The organism is Streptomyces sp. NBC_00597 (assembly GCF_041431095.1).
Taxonomy (GTDB): domain Bacteria; phylum Actinomycetota; class Actinomycetes; order Streptomycetales; family Streptomycetaceae; genus Streptomyces.
Genome location: NZ_CP107757.1, coordinates 2,936,169 through 2,958,622, shown reverse-complemented (window position 1 = coordinate 2,958,622; position 22,454 = coordinate 2,936,169). Strand labels below are relative to the sequence as shown.

Here is a 22,454-nt window from a genome sequence, read left to right as displayed (position 1 = left end):
GCTGATCCTAGAGCGGGGGAAGGGCCGGGAGGAGGCCGCCGACGACGGTGAGGTGCGCGCCCTTGTCCGCGCGCCCGGCCAGCCAGCCGAGCAGCTCGGCTCCGGTGCCGACCAGGGTGATCGGGCCGCCCCCGGTCCCGCCGGTGTGCCAGGTGGTGCCGTTGCCGTCGCCCTCGGCCTGGAGGGTGACCGGGGGCACCGAGGGGTTCCCGGACCAGCGGTCGGCGAGGAAGGCGATCTCGCGGGCGGTGAACTCCTCCGGGAGGTCGGAGAGCTCGTAGCCGATGTTCAGGTCGACGTGGTGCAGCTCGACCTCGACGAGACGGCGGAACGGCACGTTGGCGGCGAGGTCGGTGACCCCGTTGCGCAGCTCGACGGTGCGCGACCAGTCCTGGTCCTGCGAGGTCTGGGCCAGGAAGCCGGCGTGCGTCTCGCGCAGGTCGGCGAGCTGGACCTCCAGGGCGCGCGGGGCGTCGCGCTCGATGTCGGAGTCGCGGGCCTCGGCGCTCTCGTACATGGGGCGGCCCGCGAAGACGTTGACGAGGGCGTCGGCGTTGCGCGCCAGGTGGGCCAGCACATGGCCGCGGGTCCAGCCGGGGAGGTGTGACTCCTCGGCGAGGGCGGCGTTGTCCAGTTTCGCGACCGCGGTCAGCAGTCGGTCCGTGGCTTCACGTACAGATTGCAGGTCGTGCACATGATCAGTCATGGGTCCGAGCCTAGTGCCGCCGGGCCCTGCCCACACGAACGGGTGAACCCGTCTGCGGAGTGCCGTAAATCGAATGCGCGTGCTATACGCTCGAAGTCCAAGCTCTTCTCCATCGCAGAGGCGCCCCCCATACCCTGGACAGTCCGGGGCTCGTGCCCCCGCTCTCTCAAGAAAGGTGCGGACCGGCGTGACCGACCGTCTCATCGTTCGTGGCGCTCGCGAGCACAACCTCAAGAACGTCTCGCTCGACCTGCCCCGCGACTCACTCATCGTCTTCACCGGACTCTCCGGGTCGGGCAAGTCCTCCCTGGCCTTCGACACGATCTTCGCCGAGGGGCAGCGCCGCTACGTCGAGTCGCTCTCGTCGTACGCCCGCCAGTTCCTCGGGCAGATGGACAAGCCCGACGTGGACTTCATCGAGGGCCTCTCCCCGGCCGTCTCGATCGACCAGAAGTCGACCTCGCGCAACCCGCGCTCGACGGTCGGCACCATCACCGAGGTCTACGACTACCTCCGCCTGCTCTTCGCGCGCATCGGCAAGCCCCACTGCCCCGAGTGCCGCCGTCCCATCTCGCGCCAGTCGCCGCAGGCGATCGTCGACAAGGTCCTCGCCCTCCCCGAGGGCAGCCGCTTCCAGGTGCTCTCGCCGCTGGTGCGCGAGCGCAAGGGCGAGTTCGTCGACCTGTTCTCCGACCTCCAGACCAAGGGCTACAGCCGTGCGCGGGTGGACGGGGAGACCGTCCAGCTCTCCGAGCCGCCCACGCTGAAGAAGCAGGAGAAGCACACCATCGAGGTGGTCATCGACCGCCTCACCGTCAAGGAGAGCGCCAAGCGCCGGCTCACCGACTCCGTGGAGACCGCCCTCGGCCTCTCCGGCGGCATGGTGATCCTGGACTTCGTCGACCTCGCCGAGGACGACCCCGAGCGTGAACGGATGTACTCCGAGCACCTCTACTGCCCGTACGACGACCTGTCCTTCGAAGAGCTGGAGCCGCGCTCCTTCTCCTTCAACTCGCCCTTCGGCGCCTGCCCCGAGTGCACCGGCATCGGTACGCGCATGGAGGTGGACCCGGAGCTGATCGTCCCCGACGAGGACAAGTCCCTCGACGAGGGCGCGGTCTCCCCGTGGTCCCTCGGCCACACCAAGGACTACTTCCAGCGGCTGATCGGCGCGCTCGCCGGGGAGCTGGGCTTCCGTACGGACATCCCGTGGGCCGGGCTGCCGCAGCGGGCGAAGAAGGCCCTGCTGTACGGGCACAAGACGCAGATCGAGGTCCGCTACCGCAACCGGTACGGCCGGGAGCGGGCGTACACGACGGCCTTCGAGGGCGCCGTGCCGTTCGTCAAGCGCCGGCACGCGGAGTCCGAGAGCGACGCCAGCCGCGAGCGCTTCGAGGGCTACATGCGCGAGGTGCCCTGTCCGACCTGTGAGGGCACCCGGCTCAAGCCGATCGTGCTCGCGGTCACGGTGATGGACAAGTCCATCGCCGAGGTGGCCGCGATGTCGATCAGCGAGTGCGCGGACTTCCTGGGGCGGATGCGGCTCGACGCCCGTGACAAGAAGATCGCCGAGCGCGTCCTGAAGGAGGTCAACGAGCGGCTCCGCTTCCTCGTCGACGTCGGCCTGGACTACCTGTCGCTGAACCGCGCCGCGGGCACCCTGTCGGGCGGGGAGGCCCAGCGCATCCGCCTCGCCACGCAGATCGGCTCCGGCCTGGTCGGCGTGCTGTACGTGCTGGACGAGCCGTCCATCGGGCTGCACCAGCGGGACAACCACCGGCTGATCGAGACGCTGGTGCGGCTGCGGGACATGGGCAACACCCTGATCGTCGTCGAGCACGACGAGGACACCATCAAGGTGGCCGACTGGGTCGTGGACATCGGCCCGGGCGCCGGTGAACACGGCGGCAAGGTCGTGCACAGCGGCTCGCTGAAGGAGCTGCTGAAGAACGGCGAGTCGATGACCGGGCAGTACCTGTCGGGCAAGCGGTCCATCGCGGTGCCCGACATCCGCCGGCCCGTGAACGGGGACCGGAAGCTGACCGTCCATGGCGCCAAGGAGAACAACCTGCGGGACATCGACGTGTCCTTCCCGCTGGGCGTGCTCACCGCGGTGACGGGCGTGTCGGGCTCGGGCAAGTCGACCCTGGTCAACGACATCCTCTACACGCACCTGGCGCGCGAGCTGAACGGCGCCCGGTCCGTGCCCGGACGGCACACGCGGGTGGACGGGGACGACCTCGTCGACAAGGTGGTGCACGTCGACCAGTCGCCGATCGGCCGGACCCCGCGGTCCAACCCGGCGACGTACACGGGCGTCTTCGACCACGTGCGCAAGCTCTTCGCGGAGACCATGGAGGCGAAGGTGCGCGGCTACCTGCCGGGCCGCTTCTCCTTCAACGTCAAGGGCGGCCGGTGCGAGAACTGCTCCGGCGACGGCACCATCAAGATCGAGATGAACTTCCTGCCGGACGTGTACGTCCCGTGCGAGGTCTGCCACGGCGACCGGTACAACCGGGAGACGCTGGAGGTCCACTACAAGGGCAAGTCCATCGCCGAAGTCCTGAACATGCCGATCGAGGAGGCGCTGGACTTCTTCGAGGCCGTGCCGACGATCGCGCGGCACCTCAAGACGCTGAACGAGGTGGGACTCGGGTACGTCCGGCTCGGCCAGTCGGCGCCGACGCTGTCGGGCGGTGAGGCCCAGCGCGTGAAGCTGGCGTCCGAGCTGCAGAAGCGTTCGACGGGCCGGACGGTGTACGTGCTGGACGAACCGACGACGGGCCTGCACTTCGAGGACATCAGCAAGCTGATCAAGGTCCTCTCCGGCCTGGTGGACAAGGGGAACTCGGTGATCGTCATCGAGCACAACCTGGATGTCGTCAAGACCGCGGACTGGGTCATCGACATGGGCCCCGAAGGCGGGTACGGAGGCGGCTTGGTGGTCGCCGAGGGAACGCCGGAGCAGGTCGCCTCGGTGGGCGCGAGCCACACCGGCAAGTTCCTGCGGGACATCCTCGGTGCGGAGCGGGTCTCGGACGCGGCCCTGGACGCCGCCCCGGCGAAGAAGACCACCGCCAAGAAGGCCGCCGCTGCGAAGAAGGCGGCCCCGGCCAAGAAGACCGCTGCGGTGAAGAAGGCCGCGCCGGCGAAGAAGACCGCGACGCGGGCCCGCAAGGCCTGACCCCGGGGTTTCGGGCTCCGGAGACCGGGCGGGCGCTCCGGCTCGTGCGACGCCGAGCCGGACCCTGCCCCGTCCCGGGTGTGCCCGCGTGCGGGCACACCGGGCCGGGGCCCGCTCCGGGGCCGTGGCGCGGTGTCCGCCGACCGTGGTGGCCCCACCCCCGTGGGGACCGCCTGCTGGTACCGGACGCCGTACCGCGGCCCGGGCCGAGCCGTCAGGCCGCCACGCCCACCGCCCGGTCTGCGGTCGACGGGTCCGTCAGCGACACCAGCAGGGCGTCCGCGACGTCCGCGCGGGAGATGGTCCGGGCTCCCGGGACGTTGGCACCGATGACCCGGCGGTAGCTCCCGGTCCGCGGCTTGTTCAGCAAGCGCGGCGGGCGGATCACCGTCCACCGGGTCCCGCTCGCCCGGATCACGGCCTCCATGACCTCCAGGTCCGCGTACAGGTCGCGCAGGGCCCACCGCAGCAGCGGGAGGAAGACCTTCCGAGCCATGATCCCGTCGCTCTCGACGTCAGGACCGACGGGGGCCGCGCTCACCGCCGCGAAGCGGCTCACGCCCGCCCGGGCCATCGCGGACACGATGGCCCGTACCGACGGGCCGGTGACCGCCATCGCCCGCGAGGCCGGCTGCTCCGAAGCCGCGCTCTACAAGCACTACGCGAACAAGGAGGAACTCTTCGTGCGCGTCCTCATGGAGCGCACCCCGAACGCCGGGCCGCTCATGACGGAACTCGCCCGGGACCACGCCGAGCGCTCCGTGGAGGAGGGGCTCGCCGCGATCGCCCGGCACGCCTCGCTGTTCTACGCCGACGCCATGCCCATGGCCGCCTCGCTCTTCGCCGAGCCCGCCCTGCTCACCCGGCACCGCGAAGGCGTCCAGGAGATCGGCACCGGCCCCCACGTCGTACGCGACGCCCTCACCGGCCGGCTGCGCCGCGAGCTCGAACGGGGGCGGCTGCGCCCCGACGCCGATCCGGAGGCCGCCGCGGAGCTGCTGCTCGGCGCCTGCTTCCAGCGGGCCTTCTTCCTGCACTTCTGCGGCCCGGAGGTGGTCCGCCCGGTCGAGGAGTTCGCCCCGGCCGTGGCCCGGACCCTGTGGGCCGCTATCCGCTGAGCTCCGCCGCGTACGGCGGCTCCGCGCCCGCCCGGGTGCAGGTCAGCGCCGCCGCGTGGGCCGCGTAGGCCAAGACCCCCGGCCAGTCCACCGGGCCGTCGGCCGGACCCGCCGGAGCCGACGGGCCCGCCAGGCGGTGCAGCAGGGCCGCGTTGACGGTGTCGCCCGCGCCGATCGTGTCCGCCACGACGACCCGTCGGGCCGCCGCCGTGTACTGCGCGCCCTCCCGGGTCCGGACCACCAGGCCGTCCTCACCCCGGGTCAGCACCACCGCCGAGGGTCCCGCCGCCAGCCAGTCCGAGACCCGCCCGCCCAGCCACCGGGCGTCCTCCTCCGACAGCTTGAGGACGGACACGTAGGGCAGCCAGCACAGGAACCGGGCACGGTACGCCGTCGGGTCCGTGATCAGCGCCGGGCGGATGTTGGGGTCCAGCAGCGTCAGCAGCCCGCGCCCGGACTCCCGGCGCAACAGGGCCTCGTACGCGCTCGCGCCCGGCTCCAGGGCGAGGGAGCAGGTGCCGAGCGCCAGGGCCCGGGTGCCCGCGGGGAGCGCCTCGGGCAGGGTGAACAGCCGGTCGGCCGTGCCCTCCACGTAGAAGCCGTACGCCGCCGAGCCGTCCGGGGCCAGCGAGGGCACGGCCAGGGTGGTGGGCTCGGGCCCGCGCTGGACCAGTGAGAGGTCCACCCCGGCGGCGCGCAGCCCGGCGAGCAGGCTCTCGCCGAAGCCGTCCGACGAGACCCGCGAGCAGAACGCGACCTCCGCACCGAGCCGGCCCAGCGCCAGCGCGGTGTTGTACGGCCCCCCGCCCGGCCGCGGCACGAGCGCACCCGGCGGCTGCGCCACGGGCACGAGGTCGATCAGGGCTTCTCCACCGACGACGATCACGCGGGGGAAGGTATCCCATCGGGCGGCGGAACAGGGCGGCGGTATCGTCGGGGTGCCCGGCAGACCCCCGGCAGACCCGGCAGACCCGGCAGACCCGGCAGAACCGGGCAAAACCGGGAACACCAGCAGCACCACCAGAACCCCCAGGCCAGGAGAACCGCATGTCCGCGTCGCAGTCCGCCGCCCGTCGTACCGTGCTCAAGGGCGCCGCCGCCCTCGCGGGGGCCGTCGGCGGCGGAGCGGCACTCGCTGCCTGTTCCACCGAGGGCAACAGCGGTTCCGGCTCCCCGGCGGTCCCGGCCGCCCCGGTGGAGCTCGGCGCCGCGTCCGCGGTCCCGGTGGGCTCCTCGAAGCTGTTCCGGGAGCAGAAGCTGGTCGTCAGCTGCCCCGCGGAGGGCCAGTACAAGGCGTTCAGCGCGCAGTGCACGCACGCCGGCTGCGTCCTGGACAAGATCGTCGAGGGTGAGGGCAACTGCCCCTGCCACGGCAGCCGCTTCGACGTGACGACCGGCAAGGTGCTGCGCGGCCCGGCCGCCGAACCGCTGCCCGCCGTCCCGGTCAAGGCCGAGGGCGGCAAGCTCATCGCGGGCTGATCCGGCGCGGGGGGCAGGAAGACCGCGGCGGGGGCCGGGCGCTACGCCCAGTCCCAGTCGATGCCCAGCAGTCCGCGCCGCACGTCCGGCTCCACCAGGTGCACGGCGCGGTGGCGTCCGCTCGGCGTCAGGTCCGCCAGTCCGTTGCGCGGTGCCCCCGGCCCGGACCGGCTGAACCGCCGGCAGCGCACCGGCAGCGCCGCCTCGTCGAAGCGGACCTGGAGCACGTACTGCCCGCCGCTGTAGCTGAACCCGCGCACGTACTCGGTGCAGCGGCCGCCGGTTCCGTCCTCGAAGCCGTAGCCGAAGACGTACGTGTCGCCCGCCCGCAGCCGGGCGTCGAAGAGCAGTTCGGCGACCAGCACCTCGGCTTCCCGGTGCCAGCGGACGCGGCCGGTCCGGCAGTTCTCGTCCGCCCGGACGCGGACCCGGGCCGGGTCGCAGCCGGGATCGCCGTGGTGGACGGCGAGGTACCGGTCGACGCCGTCGCGGTGGGCCCGTACGACGTGCTGGGACTCGCGACCCAGCAACTCGCCGCCCGCGCCGATCCGCACCCGCTCGTGGTGGCCGACGGTGTGCAGGCCGCCGTCGGCGGGCAGCTCCATGCCGGCCAATAGGCCCTCCACCGCCGCGCCCACGCTGACCAGGGCCCGGTACGAGCGGGCCGGCGGGCGGACCGTCCCGGGCCCGGCGCCCTCCGGGTCGGCGAGCAACCGCAGCAGGGTCCCCCCGGGCAGTTCGAGGATCTGCTCCAGGGCCCGTACGGCCTTCATGGACTCCGGGCGGCGCGGCCGGCGGGCGCCCTGCTGCCAGTAGCTGAGGCTGGTCACGCCGAGCTTGATGCCGCGAGCCGCGAGGCGGTGCTGGACCCGGTGCAGGGGCAGGCCGCGGGCGGAGAGTGCGGCGCGCAGTGCGAGATGGAAGGGACCGGCGCGCAGCAGGTGGCCGAGCTCCTGCGCGTTCGCCTGCGCGCCGCCCCGCACGCTCCCTTGCACGCTCTGCCCGGTCGACGGCATGACGGCTCCTCCTGTGAACGTTCACGCGCGGTGGGACGGGAGAGCTCGCCGGTGGCGCCCGGGGTCCAGGTGACAGGACGGCAGTCGTTCACACTGCGGTCTTGCCGTTCACACTGCAATGTCAGGGCGTATTGAAGCCTGTTGACCTGATCGCGACAACACCCTGATGCTCCTCAGCAGCGTCCGGACGCGCTCCTCCATCCCCACCCTCCCCGGCCCCACCCGGGGAGATCCCCACACGGGAGGAACGCGATGCGCAACCGAAACCGGCGGCTTTCCCTGGCCGCCGTCGTCACCGCCGTGCTCTTCGTCCTGCCCACCGGTACCGCCACCGCCGTCGGTACCACGCCCAGCCCCAGCCCTGCCGGTGCCGCCACCGTCGCCGCCCGCGAATCCGGCGCCGGCTCCGCCGCCGGCGCTGCCCTGGCGTACAAGCGCCTGAACATCACCATGCAGGCCCAGCAGAAGACCAACTGGTGCTGGGCCGCGAGCGGCAACACCATCGCCACCTGGTTCGGCCGCAACTACACCCAGAACCAGTTCTGCAACGCCGCCTTCAACCGCCAGCAGGGCTACGACTGCCCCAACGACCAAGCCAACCTGGGCAACGTCCAGACCGCCCTGAACTGGGCCGGCATCAACTCCGGCTCGTACGTGAGCGGTTGGCTGCGCTACGCCACCGTGCAGGGCGAGATCGACGCCAACCGGCCCGTCGAGACCCGGATCCAGTGGTCGAACGGCGGCGGCCACATGCACGTCATCTACGGCTACGACACCGCCAACAGCTGGGTCTACTGGGGCGACCCGTGGCCGTCCAGCGACCGCTACAACTGGGCCTCCCACGCCTGGTACGTGGACAACGGCACTTTCTCCTGGACCCACCGGATCGGGGCGTGAACGCCATGACCAAGCGTGCCGCCACCGCGGTCTTCGCCGCGACCGCCGTCGCCGTCCTCGTCGTACCGGTCCCGCAGGCCTCGGCGGCCCCCGTGCCGCAGCCCCGCTCCGTCACCGCCGAGACCAGGGCCGCGGCCGGGCGGGCGGCCGTCGCCCCCGACACGCTCGCCACGCTCTCCCGCTTCTTCGCCCGCGAGGGCAAGATCGCGCCGGACGCGGCACGGCCGCGGATCGAAGGCGAGGCGATACCGGTCAGCTACCTCTCCCCGGACTTCGTGGCCGGCAAGGCCGGGGCGCCCGTGGCCCGGCTGGAGTTCCTCGCCAGCAAGGCGGTCTCCTCGGACGGGCAGCAGGCCGCGCTGTGGACCGCGGAGACCGAGGCGGGATGGCAGGTCGTGAACATCGCCACCGGCGACGACGAATTCCGCTACGCGCAGCTCGGCGCCGCGAAACTGCCCGGCGGGACGGTGTTCCGGGAACCGCAGATCGACGCCTGGTACGTGGCCGGGGGCAGCCTGGTGCTGCCGCTGGACGAGGACGCCGAGCGCGCCGTCGGCCCCGGGGGCACCAGCCTCGGCTCGTACCGGTCGCGGGTGACCCGGGCGTACGGGGACAAGTTGCCGGGGTCCGCGTACGCGAAGGCGGGCGGGGCGGGGGGTTACGCGGCCGCCGCTCCCGCCGCTCCCGCCGGTCTCGTGGTGGCGCCGGTCGCCGCCGGGGGCGTGGCGGGGGCGTTCGCGCTCTGCGCGGCCGGCGTGATCGCGGTGCGCAGGTCCCGGCGGGGCCGCGCCACCGCCTGACCGGCCGGGGCGCGGCCCCAGGCCCGGGCGGCCCGTCGGCCGTCCGGGCCCGGCGGTTGCCCTCTCCCCGCCCCGCCCTTCTCCCGTTCACCGTGCCCCGCCCGGCCCCGGCCCTCAATCGCCGGGCGGGCTGGAGGGGCGCGGGGCTCGGCCCGGGCCTGGCGTCTCGATCGTCGGGCGGGTTGGCGGGGTGGGCTCGGCCCGGGCCCGGCGCCTCGATCGCCGGGCGGGCTGGAGGGGCGCGGGGCTCCGCCTGGGCCTGGCGGCTCGATCGTCGGGCGGGCTGGCGGGGTGGGCTCCGCCCGGGCCTGGCGCCTCGATCGCCGGGCGGGCTGGAGGGGTGGGCTCGGCCCGGGCCCAGCGCCTCGATCGTCGGGCGGGTTGGAGGGGCCTGGGGCTCCCGCGGGCCCAGCGCCTCGATCGTCGGGCGGGCTGGAGGGGCCTGGGGCTCCGCCTGGGCCTGGCGGCTCGATCGCCGGGCGGCTGGAAGGGCCCGTGCCTCAAGCGTCGGCGGGGGTGGAGCGGGCGGGGCTCCGGGTTCTCGGGGCGGGTGGTGGTACGGGCACGTTGTCGGCCCCCGCCAGTAGGGTGTTGGCATGGCCGACCCTTCCAGTTACCGTCCCGCGCCGGGGCAGATCCCCGACTCCCCGGGGGTTTACCGATTCCGCGACGAGCACCGCCGGGTGATCTACGTCGGGAAGGCCAAGAGCCTGCGCCAACGCCTGGCCAGCTACTTCCAGGACGTCGCCGGTCTGCATCCGCGTACCGCCACGATGGTGACCACGGCCGCCTCCGTCGAGTGGACCGTCGTCTCCACCGAGGTCGAGGCGCTCCAGCTCGAATACTCCTGGATCAAGGAGTACGACCCCCGGTTCAACGTCAAGTACCGGGACGACAAGAGCTACCCCTCCCTCGCCGTGACGATGAACGAGGAATACCCGCGCGTCCAGGTCATGCGCGGGCCCAAGAAGAAGGGCGTCCGGTACTTCGGACCGTACGGACACGCCTGGGCGATCCGCGAGACCGTCGACCTGATGCTGCGGGTGTTCCCGGTACGGACCTGCTCCGCTGGCGTGTTCAAGCGCTCCGCGCAGATCGGCCGGCCCTGCCTGCTCGGCTACATCGGCAAGTGCTCCGCCCCCTGCGTCGGCAAGGTCACCCCCGAGGAGCACCGCGAACTGGCCGAGGACTTCTGCGATTTCATGGCCGGGCGCACCGGGACGTACCTGTCCCGGCTGGAGAAGCAGATGCACGAGGCCGCCGAGGAGATGGAGTACGAGAAGGCCGCCCGGCTGCGCGACGACATGGGGGCGCTGCGCCGGGCCATGGAGAAGAACGCCGTCGTGCTCGCCGACGCCACCGACGCCGACCTGATCGCGGTCGCCGAGGACGAGCTGGAGGCGGCCGTCCAGATCTTCCACGTACGCGGCGGTCGGGTCCGCGGGCAGCGCGGCTGGGTCACCGACAAGGTGGAGGCCGTCGACACCGCCGGGCTCGTCGAGCACGCCCTCCAGCAGCTGTACGGGGAGGAGAAGGGCGAGGCCGTTCCCAAGGAGGTGCTGGTTCCGGCGCTCCCCGAGGACACGCCGGCGCTGGCACTGTGGCTGGCCGAGCGGCGCGGCGCCCAGGTCAGCCTGCGCATCCCGCAGCGTGGGGACAAGAAGGCCCTGATGGAGACCGTCCACCGCAACGCGCAGCAGTCCCTTGCCCTGCACAAGACCAAGCGCGCCAGCGACCTCACCACCCGCTCCCGGGCCCTGGAGGAGATCGCCGAGGCCCTCGACCTGGACGGCGCGCCGCTGCGCATCGAGTGCTTCGACATCTCGCACCTCCAGGGCGACGACGTGGTGGCCTCGATGGTCGTCTTCGAGGACGGCCTGGCGCGCAAGAGCGAGTACCGGCGCTTCCAGATCAAGTCGTTCGAGGGGCAGGACGACGTCCGCTCCATGCACGAGGTGGTGTCGCGGCGCTTCCGCCGCTACCTCCAGGAGAAGCTGAAGACGGGGGAGTGGTCCCCGGAGGACGCACAGGACGTGGAGGACGGCGGGAGTACCCTCGCCGAGGACGACGGCCGGCCCAAGCGGTTCGCCTACCCGCCGCAGCTCGTGGTGGTCGACGGCGGGCAGCCGCAGGTAGCCGCCGCCCAGCGGGCACTGGATGAGCTCGGCATCGACGACGTGGCCGTGTGCGGGCTGGCGAAGCGGCTGGAGGAGGTCTGGCTGCCCGGCGAGGACGACCCGGTCGTGCTGCCCCGCACCAGCGAGGGGCTGTACCTGCTCCAGCGGGTCCGTGACGAAGCCCACCGGTTCGCCATCCAGTACCAGCGGAACAAGCGCGGAAAGCGGCTCAAGGCCGGCCCGCTCGACGAAGTGCCCGGCCTCGGGGAAAGCCGCAGGCAGGCCCTGGTCAAGCACTTCGGTTCGGTGAAAAAGCTGAGACAGGCGACAATCGAGCAGATCTGCGAGGTCCAGGGCATAGGTCGCAAGACGGCCGAGACCGTGGCCGCGGCCCTCGCCCGATCGGTTCCCGCTGGTCCTGCCGTCAACACGGCGACAGGAGAGATCATTGAGGATGAGCACCCCACCCCGCAGGTGGGGGCACCTCCCAGCGGAGGCTGGGGGACATCGTCCGAACGGGGGACCGAGCAATGACCGAGCGCGAAACCGACCAGACGACCGACCAGACGACCGACCAGACGGCCGATCAGACGACCGAGCACGACCGAGACGGAGCACAGGTGAGTACGGGCACGACAGTGGAGCCCGGAGATACCGCCGAGGCGGCCATCCCCGAGCTGGTGATCATCTCCGGCATGTCCGGGGCCGGCCGCAGTACGGCGGCCAAGTGTCTGGAGGACCTCGGCTGGTTCGTCGTCGACAACCTCCCGCCGGCACTGATCCCCACCATGGTGGAGCTCGGAGCCCGCTCGCAGGGCAACGTGGCGCGCATCGCCGTCGTCGTCGACGTCCGCGGCCGCCAGTTCTTCGACGCGCTGCGCGAGTCCCTCGCCGACCTCGACAGCAAGGGCGTCACCCGCCGCATCGTCTTCCTGGAGTCCTCCGACGACGCGCTGGTCCGCCGCTTCGAGTCGGTCCGCCGCCCGCACCCCCTCCAGGGCGACGGCCGCATCACCGACGGCATCGCCGCCGAACGCGACCTGCTGCGCGAGCTGCGCGGCGACGCCGACCTGGTCATCGACACCTCCAGCCTGAACGTGCACGAGCTGCGCGCGAAGATGGACGCCCAGTTCGCGGGCGACGAGGAGCCCGAGCTGCGGGCGACCGTCATGTCCTTCGGCTACAAGTACGGCCTCCCCGTCGACGCCGACCTCGTCGTCGACTGTCGCTTCATCCCGAACCCGCACTGGGTCCCGGAGCTGCGCCCCTTCACCGGCCTCAACCCGGAGGTGTCGGGCTACGTCTTCAGCCAGCCCGGCGCCAAGGAGTTCCTCGACCGCTACACCGAGCTGCTCCAGCTCATCGCCACCGGCTACCGCCGCGAGGGCAAGCGGTACGTGACCATCGCGGTCGGCTGCACGGGCGGCAAGCACCGCAGTGTGGCCATGTCCGAGAAGCTCGCTGCCCGCCTCGCCTCCGAGGGAGTCGAGACCGTCGTAGTCCACCGGGACATGGGGCGCGAGTGACCGGACGCACCCTGCGGCTGCGCCGCCTGCGCCGCCTCACCTCGGGGCGGGGCGAGGACGGCGCCGGCCGCACCGGGCTCCGCCGCGGCGCAGCCCCCAAGGTGGTCGCACCCAAGGTCGTCGCCCTCGGCGGCGGCATGGGTCTGTCGGCCTCCCTGGCAGCACTGCGCCGGATCACCGGCGAGCTCACGGCCGTGGTCACCGTCGCCGACGACGGCGGCTCCAGCGGCCGGCTCCGCGAGGAGCTCGGCGTGCTGCCGCCCGGCGACCTGCGCAAGGCGCTGGCCGCGCTGTGCGGCGATGACGACTGGGGCCAGACCTGGGCCCGCGTCATCCAGCACCGCTTCCAGTCCGAGGGCGACCTGCACGGGCACGCGGTCGGCAACCTGCTGATCGTCGCCCTGTGGGAACAGCTCGGCGACCCCGTCCAGGCCCTCGACCTGGTCGGGAAGCTGCTGGGCGCGCAGGGCCGGGTGCTGCCGATGTCTGCGGTCCCGCTGGAGCTCCAGGCGCTGGTCCGCGGCCACGACCAGAGCCGCCCGGACGAGGTCGACACCGTCCGCGGGCAGGCCACCGTGGCCACCACCCCCGGCGAGGTGCTCTCCGTACAGGTGGTGCCCGGAGATCCGCCGGCCGTGCCGGAGGCCGTCGCCGCGGTCCTGGACGCCGACTGGGTGGTGCTCGGCCCGGGATCGTGGTTCTCCTCCGTGATCCCGCACCTGCTGGTGCCGGAACTGCTCGACGCGCTGATCGAGACCAAGGCCCGGCGGGTCCTCTCGCTGAACCTCGCGCCGCAGCCCGGTGAAACAGAGGGCTTCTCTCCGCAGCGTCATTTGGAGGTTTTGGCCCGACACGCCCCTAAACTCGCCCTGGACGTGGTGCTGGCCGACGAGGCCGCCGTGCCCGACCGCGAGTCCCTCGCCGATGCCGCAAAACGGTTCGGTGCCGCGGTCGAGCTGGCGCCGGTGGCCAGGGAAGACGGCTCTCCGAAGCATGACCCGGAGCTGCTCGCCGCCGCGTACGACCGTATTTTTCGGATGCATGGAAGGATCGGCCCATGGCGATGACGCCAGCGGTGAAGGATGAGATCTCCCGGCTCCCCGTCACCCGGACCTGCTGCAGGAAGGCGGAGGTCTCGGCGATTCTTCGGTTCGCGGGCGGGCTGCACCTGGTGAGCGGGCGGATCGTCATCGAGGCGGAGCTGGACACCGGGATCGCTGCCCGGCGTCTGCGCAAGGACATCCTGGAGATCTTCGGCCATTCCTCGGACCTGGTCGTCATGGCTCCCGGCGGGCTGCGCCGCGGCAGCCGGTACGTCGTCCGGGTCGTGGCCGGCGGTGACCAGTTGGCGCGCCAGACGGGGCTCGTGGACGGCCGCGGCCGACCCATCCGGGGTCTTCCCCCGCAGGTGGTCTCCGGGGCCACCTGCGACGCGGAGGCGGCCTGGCGCGGCGCCTTCCTGGCCCACGGCTCGCTGACCGAGCCGGGACGGTCCTCCTCGCTGGAGGTGACCTGCCCCGGTCCGGAGGCCGCCCTGGCCCTGGTGGGTGCCGCCCGCCGGCTGTCCATCGCCGCCAAGGCGCGCGAGGTCCGCGGTGTGGACCGGGTCGTGGTCCGCGACGGTGACGCGATCGGCGCCCTGCTGACCCGGCTCGGGGCCCACGAGTCGGTGCTGGCCTGGGAGGAGCGGCGGATGCGGCGCGAGGTGCGCGCCACCGCCAACCGCCTCGCCAACTTCGACGACGCCAACCTGCGCCGCTCGGCACGGGCCGCGGTGGCGGCCGGAGCCCGGGTCCAGCGCGCCCTGGAGATCCTCGGGGAAGAGGTGCCCGAGCACCTCGCCGCGGCCGGCCGGCTGCGCATGGAGCACAAGCAGGCCTCCCTGGAGGAGCTGGGCGCGCTCGCCGACCCGCCGCTGACGAAGGACGCGGTCGCGGGCCGCATCCGCCGTCTGCTGGCGATGGCCGACAAGCGGGCGCAGGACCTCGGCATCCCGGGGACCGAGTCGAACCTCAGCGAGGACCTGGCCGACAACATGGCCGGCTAGGCAGCGGCCCGGCCGCGACCCGTACCCGGCGGCCGCGCTGCGTACCCGTACCCGTACGCGTCGCGAGGACCGGGGCCGCACCTCCCCCGTACGCCCGACCGTACGTCTCAAAGGGGCCCGCACGTCACCCGTGCGGGCCCCTTTGAGACACGCCCCATTGACATGAGCATCGCCTGATCGTGAGCCTGTCGTCCGAAACGCTTTCGTGGCAGACGACGCCCAGGGGGGCACATGAGGCACCGCGCGAGATCGATCCTCGCCGCAAGCGCACTCGTCTTCGGAACCACACTGGCCGCCCTCCCGGCGGCCCACGCCCAGCCCGCAGCGGACGCCGCACCCGGCGCCGACGAGGTTCGGGTCTACGACGCGGACGTCACCAAGGAGCAGATCCCGCTCCTCCTCGCCGCGGGCCAGGACGCCCACGAGCTCACCGAACGCGCCCCGGAGACCGGGACCGCCAAGGTCGAGCTGTTCCTCACCGGCGGCCAGGCCAGGGAGCTCGCCGGCCAGGGCGTCAAGCTCGCCGAGCACAAGGTCCCCGCGAGCGCGGCCCGCTCCCAGGTCGTCGGCGACGGGGTGTTCCGCCCCTACAGCGGCAAGGGCGGACTCCAGGAGGAGATCCTCAAGACCGCCCAGGCCAACCCCGGCCTCGCCAAGGTGGTCTCCATCGGCAAGACCGTCCAGGGCAAGGACATCCTCGCCCTGAAGGTTACTAAGAACGCCCGCACGACCAAGGACGGCGACAAGCCGTCCGTGCTCTACATGTCCAACCAGCACGCCCGCGAGTGGATCACCCCGGAGATGACCCGGCGGCTGATGCACCACACCCTCGACAACTACGGCAAGGACCAGCGGATCACCAAGCTGGTGGACTCCACCGAGCTGTGGTTCCTGCTGTCCGCCAACCCGGACGGGTACGACTACACGCACTCCCCGGGCGGCGACCGGCTGTGGCGCAAGAACCTGCGCGACAACAACGGCGACGGGAAGATCACCACCGGCGACGGCGTCGACCTCAACCGGAACTTCGCCTACAAGTGGGGCTACGACAACGAGGGTTCCTCGCCGAACCAGTCGAGCGAGACCTACCGCGGAGCCAAGGCGTCCTCGGAGCCGGAGACCGTCGCCCTCGACAAGTTCGAGAAGCGCATCGGCTTCAAGTACGCGATCAACTACCACTCCGCGTCCGAGCTGCTGCTCTACGGCGTGGGCTGGCAGGTGGCCACCCCGACCCCGGACGACGTCGCGTACAAGGCGCTCGCCGGCACCCCGGAGAACTCCGCGATCCCGGGCTACTACCCGCAGATCTCCTCCGAGCTCTACACCACCAACGGCGAGGCCGACGGCCACGCCGCGAACGTCAACGGCGTCATGATGTTCACGCCGGAGATGACCACCTGCCAGACGGCCTCCGCGAGCGACCCCAACGACCGGTGGAAGCCCGAGGACTGCCAGTCCGGGTTCAACTTCCCGGACGACGAGAAGCTCATCCAGGCGGAGTTCGCGAAGAACGTCTCCTTCGCCCTCGCGGTCGGCGAGAGCGCCGCCCACCCGGACCAGCCCAAGTCCTCCGTGGGCCTGAGCGCCGCGGACTTCACCCCGGACCCCTTCACCACCTCCTACGTGGCCAAGGGAGAGGACCAGACGGTCTCCGTCACGGCCCGCAAGGCGCTGAAGGACAAGCAGCTCAAGTTCCGCATCAACGGCGGCCGCACGCACGACGACGGACTCAAGGCCTGGAAGGGCGGCGACGTCTACGGCGGCGACGACAACAACTGGTTCGACGAGTACCGGGCAAAGGTGGACGGAGCCAAGCCCGGCGACAAGGTCGAGGTCTGGTTCACCGGCCGCGACGGCTCCGGCCGGCAGGTCTCCAGCGAGCACTTCACGTACACGGTGGCCCAGCGGCCCCGCGCCGACGTGCTGGTGATCGCGGAGGAGGGCGCCAAGGCGCAGCACGCGCAGGAGTACGTCGACGCCCTGCGCGCCAACGGCAGGTCGGCTGCGGTCTGGGACGTGGCCGTCCAGGGCGTCCCGCACCCCCTCGGCGTGCTCTCCCACTTCCGCACGGCCGTCCACTACACCGGCGCCAAGACCCCCGGCGGCGACACCCAGCTCGCCGTTCGGGACTTCCTCAACGAGGGCGGCAAGCTGATCGAGGCCGGTGAACTCGCGGGCGGCAACGCCCAGGTCGGCCGCGCCGTGACGGACGACTTCAGCCAGTACTACCTCGGCGCCTACAGCCGTACGAGTGCCCGCGGCGCCACCGGCTTCGCCGGTACGGGTGCCCTCACCGGCGCCAAGGGCGGCCTGGGCGACGCGACGGGCAACCCGCTCAACGCCCCCGGCTCCTACGCGGTCACCTCCGACTCCCTGCCCGCGGCGCAGTTCCCGCAGTTCAAGAGCGCGCAGGCGGGCCAGTACGCCGGGGTCGTGAACCCGTACGCCCCCTACGCCGGCGCGTGGATGGCGGCGGCCCCCCACGAGGACGACGAGTGGAAGCGGCTGACCCGCACGGTCGACCTGACCAAGGTCACCGCCGCCGACAGGCCGCAGCTCAAGATGGCCCTGAACTGGAACACCGAGCAGGGCTACGACCACGCGGTCCTGGAGGCCCACACCAGCGGCGCCGAGGACTGGACCACGCTGCCCGAGGCGGGAGGCCTGACCAGCAGCGCCGTCCCGACGGAGTGCGAGGCCGGGTTCTACGTCAACGGCCACCCCTTCCTGAAGCACTACCTCACCCTCGACAGCGCCGGTTGCACCGCCAACGGCACCAGCGGCCAGTGGAACAGCTTCACCGGGTCCTCCGACGGCTGGAAGCAGGTCACCTTCGACCTGAGTGCGTACGCGGGCAAGACCGTAGAGGTCTCCCTCTCGTACGTTTCGGACGGCGGTTCCGGCGGCCGGGGCCTCTTCGCGGACGACGCGCGCGTCTCCGTCGGCGGAGCCGACCAGCCCGCGGAGGGGTTCGAGACTTCGCTGGGGGTATGGACCGCGCAGGGCGCCCCTGCGGGAAGCCCCGTGGTTCCGGGGGACTGGTCCCGGTCCGGGGAGCTGTTCAAGTCGTACGCGTCGGTCACTACGCGTAACACCGTGCTCCTCGGTTTCGGCCTCGAACACCTGCCGGCGGCGGCGGACCGAGCCGTACTCGTCGGTAAGGCGCTCCGGTCGCTGCATCGTTGATCGACAACGCCTCCGTCGCTCACCCTGAGTGACGGGGGTCGAGGTCCCCGGGGTGCCGCACCGAGTGCCCGGTGCGGTGCCCCGGCGGCGGTCCCCCTGTGGCAGGGGGAATGTCAGGTCCCGGCCGATGTCACTCAAAAGCTCACGGAGAGGTAGGGTCGTAAGCGGTCGGGGACATCCCATACAGCTCGCCGGCGGGACAGGCCGGCGCACCAACGAGGAGATCGGTTCGTGACGATCCGCGTAGGCATCAACGGTTTTGGCCGAATTGGCCGCAACTACTTCCGGGCGCTCCTTGAGCAGGGAGCGGACATCGAGATCGTCGGTGTCAATGACCTGACTGACAACGCGACCCTGGTGCACCTTCTCAAGTACGACACCATTCTGGGCCGCCTCAAGGCCGAGGTGTCCCACACCGACGACACCATCACGGTCGGCGACAACACCTTCAAGACCTTTGCCGAGCGCGACCCCGCGAACCTGCCCTGGGGGGAGCTCGGTGCCGACATCGTCATCGAGTCCACCGGCATCTTCACCAAGAAGGCCGACGCCGCCAAGCACATCGCCGCGGGCGCGAAGAAGGTCCTCATCTCGGCTCCGGCCAAGGACGAGGACATCACCATCGTGATGGGCGTCAACCAGGACAAGTACGACGCCGCCAACCACCACGTCATCTCCAACGCCTCCTGCACCACCAACTGCGTGGCGCCGATGGCCAAGGTCCTCGACGAGAACTTCGGCATCGTCAAGGGCATGATGACGACGGTCCACGCGTACACGAACGACCAGCGCATCCTGGACTTCCCGCACTCGGACCTGCGCCGCGCCCGCGCCGCCGCCGAGAACATCATCCCGACCTCGACGGGTGCCGCCAAGGCGACCGCGCTGGTCCTCCCGCAGCTCAAGGGCAAGCTGGACGGCATCGCCATGCGCGTCCCGGTCCCGACCGGCTCGGTCACCGACCTCGTCCTGGAGCTCTCCCGCGAGACCACCAAGGAAGAGATCAACGCCGCCTTCCAGAAGGCCGCCGAGGGCCAGCTCAAGGGCATCCTCGACTACACCGAGGACGCGATCGTCTCCTCCGACATCGTGAACTGGCCGGCTTCCTGCACCTTCGACTCCTCCCTGACCATGGTTCAGGACGGTACGCAGGTCAAGGTCGTCGGCTGGTACGACAACGAGTGGGGCTACTCCAACCGCCTCGTCGACCTGACCGTCTTCGTCGGCGGTCAGCTCTAAGTCTCAGGTAGCAGGGCTAGGCACCAAGACGTGAACGCAGGGTCCGGTCAGCGCGATGGAGCGCTGCACGGGCCCTGTCGTTTGCCTCGAACGATCGGCCCCGCACCGGCAGAACCCGTGTATGGGGATAAGGAGTAGAAACACATGAAGACGATCGACGAACTGCTCGCCGAAGGCGTCACCGGCAAGCGGGTCTTCGTCCGCGCGGACCTCAACGTGCCTCTGGCGAACGGTGAGATCAGCGACGACGGCCGCATCCGCGCCGTGCTGCCGACCATCGCGAAGCTCGCCGAATCCGGCGCCCGCGTGGTCGTCGCCTCGCACCTGGGCCGCCCCAAGGGCGCCCCGGAGCCGGCCTTCTCGCTCGCTCCGGCCGCCAAGCGACTGGGTGAACTGCTCGGTGCGGACGTCGCGTTCGCCACCGACACCGTCGGAGACTCCGCCAAGGAGACCGTCGCCGCCCTCGCCGACGGGCAGGTCGCAGTCATCGAGAACCTGCGCTTCAACGCCGGTGAGACCTCGAAGGACGACGCCGAGCGCGGCGCCTTCGCGGACGAGCTCGCCGAGCTGGCCGACCTCTACGTCGGCGACGGCTTCGGCGCCGTCCACCGCAAGCACGCCTCGGTCTTCGACCTGCCCGCGCGCCTCCCGCACGCAGCCGGTTACCTGATCGCCACCGAGGTCGGCGTCCTGAAGAAGCTGACCGCCGAAGTCAAGCGCCCGTACGTGGTCGTCCTCGGCGGCGCCAAGGTCTCCGACAAGCTCGCTGTCATCGACGAGCTCCTCGGCAAGGCCGACCGCCTGCTCATCGGCGGCGGCATGGCGTACACCTTCCTCAAGGCCAAGGGCTACGAGGTCGGCATCTCCCTGCTCCAGGAAGACCAGCTGGACAAGGTCACGGAGTACATGGAGCGCGCCGAGAAGAACGGCGTCGAGCTGGTCCTCCCGGTCGACATCCTGGCCTCGGCCAACTTCCCGGACCTGAAGACCAAGGCTCCGGCCGTCTTCGAGACCGTCGACGCGGACAAGATCCCCGCCGACAAGGAGGGTCTGGACATCGGTCCCAAGACCCGCGAGCTGTACGCGTCGAAGATCGCCGACGCGGAGACCGTGTTCTGGAACGGTCCCGTGGGCGTCTTCGAGCACCCCGACTACGCCGGAGGCACCAGCGCCATCGCGCGAGCCCTCGTCGACAGCAGCGCGTTCACCGTGGTCGGCGGCGGCGACTCCGCCGCGGCCGTGCGCACGCTCGGCTTCGACGAGAACGCCTTCGGCCACATCTCGACCGGTGGCGGCGCCTCCCTCGAATACCTTGAGGGCAAGACGCTCCCCGGCCTCGCCGCACTGGAGGTCTGAACCCCTATGACCACGCGTACCCCGCTGATGGCGGGCAACTGGAAGATGAACCTCAACCACCTTGAGGCCATCGCGCACGTCCAGAAGCTCGCCTTCGCGCTCGCCGACAAGGACTACGACGCCGTCGAGGTCGCGGTCCTGCCGCCCTTCGTCGACCTGCGCTCGGTCCAGACCCTGGTCGACGGCGACAAGCTGAAGATCAAGTACGGCGCCCAGGACATCTCGGCGCACGACTCCGGCGCCTACACCGGCGAGATCTCCGGTTCGATGCTCGCGAAGCTGAAGTGCACGTACGTGGCCGTCGGCCACAGCGAGCGCCGCCAGTACCACGGCGAGGGCGACGAGCTCTGCAACGCCAAGGTCAAGGCCGCCTACCAGCACGGGATCACCCCGATCCTGTGCGTCGGCGAGGGCCTGGACGTCCGCAAGGCCGGACAGCAGGTCCCGTACACCCTCGCCCAGGTCGACGGCGGCCTCAAGGACGTTCCGGCCGAGCAGGTCGAGTCCATCGTGATCGCGTACGAGCCCGTCTGGGCGATCGGGACCGGCGAGGTCGCCACCCCCGAGGACGCGCAGGAGGTCTGCGGGGCGATCCGCACCCGCCTCGCCGAGCTGTACTCCCAGGAGCTGGCCGACAAGGTCCGCATCCAGTACGGCGGCTCGGTGAAGTCGGGCAACATCGCCGCGATCATGGCGCAGCCCGACGTCGACGGCGCGCTGATCGGCGGCGCGGCTCTGGACGCGGACGAGTTCGTGAAGATCGTCCGGTTCCGCGACCAGTGACCTGCGTGATCGTCGCAGTGAGTATGCGGTAGGACGGATCCGTCGTACCCTTGCGGGGGCCAGGAGGCTGAACGACCAGCCACTGGCCCCCGCGCACATCCAGCAGAGCCGGAAAGCCAGAAAAGCCAGAAAGTAGGAATCAGCCGTGATTATGGGGTTCTCGATCGCCCTGATCGTCTTCAGCGCCCTGCTGATGCTGCTCGTGCTGATGCACAAGGGCAAGGGCGGCGGCCTTTCCGACATGTTCGGCGGCGGCATGCAGTCGTCGGTCGGCGGTTCCTCGGTCGCCGAGCGCAACCTGGACCGCATCACCGTCGTGATCGGTCTCCTCTGGTTCGCCTGCATCATGACGCTCGGCATTCTGCTGAAGTAGGGAAGCAGACGGTTCTGGCCATTCCGCCGGTCCGGTCGGCTCCGCCCCGCCTATCATGAGGACGGCGTCCGCGCGTGGGGTGAGTAACTCCATGTGATGGACGCGCGTTGGGCCTTACGTAGACTGGGGCGCCCGCAGCGGAATCCACTCACGCTTCGCGGCACCATCACGCAGGGAGTTACGACCGTGGCAAGTGGCAACGCGATCCGTGGCAGTCGGGTCGGAGCGGGGCCGATGGGTGAGGCCGAGCGCGGCGAATCCGCGCCCCGCCTGCGCATCTCCTTCTGGTGCTCGAACGGGCACGAGACGCAGCCGAGCTTCGCCAGCGACGCACAGGTGCCGGACACCTGGGATTGCCCGCGCTGCGGGTTCCCGGCCGGCCAAGACCGGGACAACCCGCCGGCGCCGCCGCGCACCGAGCCCTACAAGACGCACCTGGCGTACGTACGGGAGCGCCGCACGGACGCCGATGGCGAGGCGATCCTCGCCGAGGCGCTGGCCAAACTCCGCGGCGAGATCTGAAAACGCAGCAGTGACGGTGTGACATCGGGCCCGGCCCGCAGGAGTCGTTCTCCAGCGGGCCGGGCCCCTTTGCGTGCGTTGCGCCGCTTCCGATCCCTTAGGTTG

General features: G+C 71.2%; 19 protein-coding genes. 15 read left to right on the top strand and 4 right to left on the bottom strand.

The features are described 5' to 3' along the window. Positions 1–7: 7 nt before the first annotated feature. Positions 8–706, bottom strand: a complete 699-nt coding sequence (locus OG974_RS13130; RefSeq protein ID WP_328762383.1) for a maleylpyruvate isomerase family mycothiol-dependent enzyme — start codon at positions 704–706, stop codon at positions 8–10. A gap of 187 nt (positions 707–893) precedes the next feature. Here OG974_RS13130 and uvrA point away from each other — a divergent pair, with 187 nt between their 5' ends. Further along, positions 894–3,890: an excinuclease ABC subunit UvrA gene (gene uvrA / locus OG974_RS13125; protein WP_329313185.1), complete on the top strand. Its 2,997-nt coding sequence runs from the start codon at positions 894–896 to the stop codon at positions 3,888–3,890. Between the two features lie 214 nt (positions 3,891–4,104). On the opposite strand, the gene OG974_RS13120 is transcribed toward uvrA, so the two are convergent. Continuing rightward, complete coding sequence (locus tag OG974_RS13120) at positions 4,105–4,464, bottom strand: NAD(P)-binding oxidoreductase (RefSeq protein ID WP_329313183.1); 360 nt, start codon at positions 4,462–4,464, stop codon at positions 4,105–4,107. Between OG974_RS13120 and OG974_RS13115 the strand changes: the two genes are divergently transcribed. Beyond that, a complete protein-coding gene (locus OG974_RS13115; protein ID WP_371646538.1) occupies positions 4,385–5,008 on the top strand; it encodes a TetR/AcrR family transcriptional regulator in 624 nt (207 codons plus the stop codon). The genes OG974_RS13120 and OG974_RS13115 overlap by 80 nt on opposite strands. On the opposite strand, the gene OG974_RS13110 is transcribed toward OG974_RS13115, so the two are convergent. Continuing rightward, positions 4,998–5,894, bottom strand: coding sequence for a carbohydrate kinase (locus OG974_RS13110; RefSeq protein ID WP_329313179.1), 897 nt, complete (start codon positions 5,892–5,894; stop codon positions 4,998–5,000). The genes OG974_RS13115 and OG974_RS13110 overlap by 11 nt on opposite strands. A 161-nt stretch (positions 5,895–6,055) precedes the next feature. On the opposite strand from OG974_RS13110, the gene OG974_RS13105 reads away from it, so the two are divergent. Beyond that, positions 6,056–6,487 (top strand): Rieske (2Fe-2S) protein, encoded by a 432-nt coding sequence (locus OG974_RS13105; RefSeq protein ID WP_327282865.1) that lies wholly within the window; start codon positions 6,056–6,058, stop codon positions 6,485–6,487. 41 nt (positions 6,488–6,528) lie between these two features. Here the strand turns inward: OG974_RS13105 and OG974_RS13100 are convergent, their stop codons facing one another. After that, positions 6,529–7,503 (bottom strand): hypothetical protein, encoded by a 975-nt coding sequence (locus OG974_RS13100; protein WP_371646536.1) that lies wholly within the window; start codon positions 7,501–7,503, stop codon positions 6,529–6,531. Between the two features lie 252 nt (positions 7,504–7,755). Between OG974_RS13100 and OG974_RS13095 the strand changes: the two genes are divergently transcribed. The 12 genes from OG974_RS13095 to OG974_RS13040 all read left to right on the top strand — a co-directional run bounded on the left by OG974_RS13095 (position 7,756) and on the right by OG974_RS13040 (position 22,349). Beyond that, complete coding sequence (locus OG974_RS13095) at positions 7,756–8,400, top strand: papain-like cysteine protease family protein (RefSeq protein WP_371646534.1); 645 nt, start codon at positions 7,756–7,758, stop codon at positions 8,398–8,400. A 5-nt stretch (positions 8,401–8,405) separates the two neighbouring features. Continuing rightward, positions 8,406–9,200 (top strand): hypothetical protein, encoded by a 795-nt coding sequence (locus tag OG974_RS13090; protein ID WP_371646532.1) that lies wholly within the window; start codon positions 8,406–8,408, stop codon positions 9,198–9,200. Positions 9,201–9,796: 596 nt separating this feature from the next. Beyond that, on the top strand, positions 9,797–11,851 hold the full coding sequence (gene uvrC, locus OG974_RS13085) for an excinuclease ABC subunit UvrC (protein ID WP_327282862.1): 2,055 nt from the start codon (positions 9,797–9,799) through the stop codon (positions 11,849–11,851). After that, positions 11,848–12,843: an RNase adapter RapZ gene (gene rapZ / locus OG974_RS13080; RefSeq protein ID WP_327282861.1), complete on the top strand. Its 996-nt coding sequence runs from the start codon at positions 11,848–11,850 to the stop codon at positions 12,841–12,843. Before uvrC ends, rapZ begins: the two co-directional genes overlap by 4 nt. Next, positions 12,840–13,910, top strand: coding sequence for a uridine diphosphate-N-acetylglucosamine-binding protein YvcK (yvcK, locus tag OG974_RS13075; RefSeq protein WP_327282860.1), 1,071 nt, complete (start codon positions 12,840–12,842; stop codon positions 13,908–13,910). Before rapZ ends, yvcK begins: the two co-directional genes overlap by 4 nt. Further along, on the top strand, positions 13,901–14,890 hold the full coding sequence (gene whiA / locus OG974_RS13070) for a DNA-binding protein WhiA (protein ID WP_030160342.1): 990 nt from the start codon (positions 13,901–13,903) through the stop codon (positions 14,888–14,890). The genes yvcK and whiA overlap by 10 nt, the downstream gene beginning before the upstream one ends. Positions 14,891–15,121: 231 nt before the next feature. Then, complete coding sequence (locus tag OG974_RS13065; protein WP_371646529.1) at positions 15,122–18,076, top strand: M14 family zinc carboxypeptidase; 2,955 nt, start codon at positions 15,122–15,124, stop codon at positions 18,074–18,076. A gap of 231 nt (positions 18,077–18,307) precedes the next feature. After that, positions 18,308–19,315 (top strand): type I glyceraldehyde-3-phosphate dehydrogenase, encoded by a 1,008-nt coding sequence (gap, locus tag OG974_RS13060; protein ID WP_327282858.1) that lies wholly within the window; start codon positions 18,308–18,310, stop codon positions 19,313–19,315. A 144-nt stretch (positions 19,316–19,459) separates the two neighbouring features. Next, a complete protein-coding gene (gene pgk, locus OG974_RS13055; RefSeq protein ID WP_327282857.1) occupies positions 19,460–20,671 on the top strand; it encodes a phosphoglycerate kinase in 1,212 nt (403 codons plus the stop codon). A 6-nt stretch (positions 20,672–20,677) separates the two neighbouring features. Further along, a complete protein-coding gene (tpiA, locus tag OG974_RS13050; protein WP_327282856.1) occupies positions 20,678–21,454 on the top strand; it encodes a triose-phosphate isomerase in 777 nt (258 codons plus the stop codon). A 151-nt stretch (positions 21,455–21,605) separates the two neighbouring features. Continuing rightward, positions 21,606–21,827 (top strand): preprotein translocase subunit SecG, encoded by a 222-nt coding sequence (gene secG, locus OG974_RS13045; RefSeq protein ID WP_327285605.1) that lies wholly within the window; start codon positions 21,606–21,608, stop codon positions 21,825–21,827. A 186-nt stretch (positions 21,828–22,013) separates the two neighbouring features. Further along, the gene (locus OG974_RS13040) at positions 22,014–22,349 is read left to right on the top strand and encodes an RNA polymerase-binding protein RbpA (protein ID WP_007263454.1); all 336 of its coding nucleotides are present in this window, start codon (positions 22,014–22,016) and stop codon (positions 22,347–22,349) included. The last annotated feature ends 105 nt before the right edge of the window (positions 22,350–22,454 follow it).

Coding starts and splice junctions, on each gene's coding strand:
- OG974_RS13130 (WP_328762383.1), bottom strand. CDS start 706: ATGACTGATCATGTGCACGACCTGCAATCTGTACGTGAAGCCACGGAC.
- OG974_RS13115 (WP_371646538.1), top strand. CDS start 4,385: ATGATCCCGTCGCTCTCGACGTCAGGACCGACGGGGGCCGCGCTCACC.
- OG974_RS13120 (WP_329313183.1), bottom strand. CDS start 4,464: ATGGCCCGGGCGGGCGTGAGCCGCTTCGCGGCGGTGAGCGCGGCCCCC.
- OG974_RS13105 (WP_327282865.1), top strand. CDS start 6,056: ATGTCCGCGTCGCAGTCCGCCGCCCGTCGTACCGTGCTCAAGGGCGCC.
- OG974_RS13100 (WP_371646536.1), bottom strand. CDS start 7,503: ATGCCGTCGACCGGGCAGAGCGTGCAAGGGAGCGTGCGGGGCGGCGCG.
- OG974_RS13095 (WP_371646534.1), top strand. CDS start 7,756: ATGCGCAACCGAAACCGGCGGCTTTCCCTGGCCGCCGTCGTCACCGCC.
- OG974_RS13090 (WP_371646532.1), top strand. CDS start 8,406: ATGACCAAGCGTGCCGCCACCGCGGTCTTCGCCGCGACCGCCGTCGCC.
- uvrC (WP_327282862.1), top strand. CDS start 9,797: ATGGCCGACCCTTCCAGTTACCGTCCCGCGCCGGGGCAGATCCCCGAC.
- rapZ (WP_327282861.1), top strand. CDS start 11,848: ATGACCGAGCGCGAAACCGACCAGACGACCGACCAGACGACCGACCAG.
- whiA (WP_030160342.1), top strand. CDS start 13,901: ATGGCGATGACGCCAGCGGTGAAGGATGAGATCTCCCGGCTCCCCGTC.
- OG974_RS13065 (WP_371646529.1), top strand. CDS start 15,122: ATGAGGCACCGCGCGAGATCGATCCTCGCCGCAAGCGCACTCGTCTTC.
- pgk (WP_327282857.1), top strand. CDS start 19,460: ATGAAGACGATCGACGAACTGCTCGCCGAAGGCGTCACCGGCAAGCGG.
- tpiA (WP_327282856.1), top strand. CDS start 20,678: ATGACCACGCGTACCCCGCTGATGGCGGGCAACTGGAAGATGAACCTC.
- secG (WP_327285605.1), top strand. CDS start 21,606: ATGGGGTTCTCGATCGCCCTGATCGTCTTCAGCGCCCTGCTGATGCTG.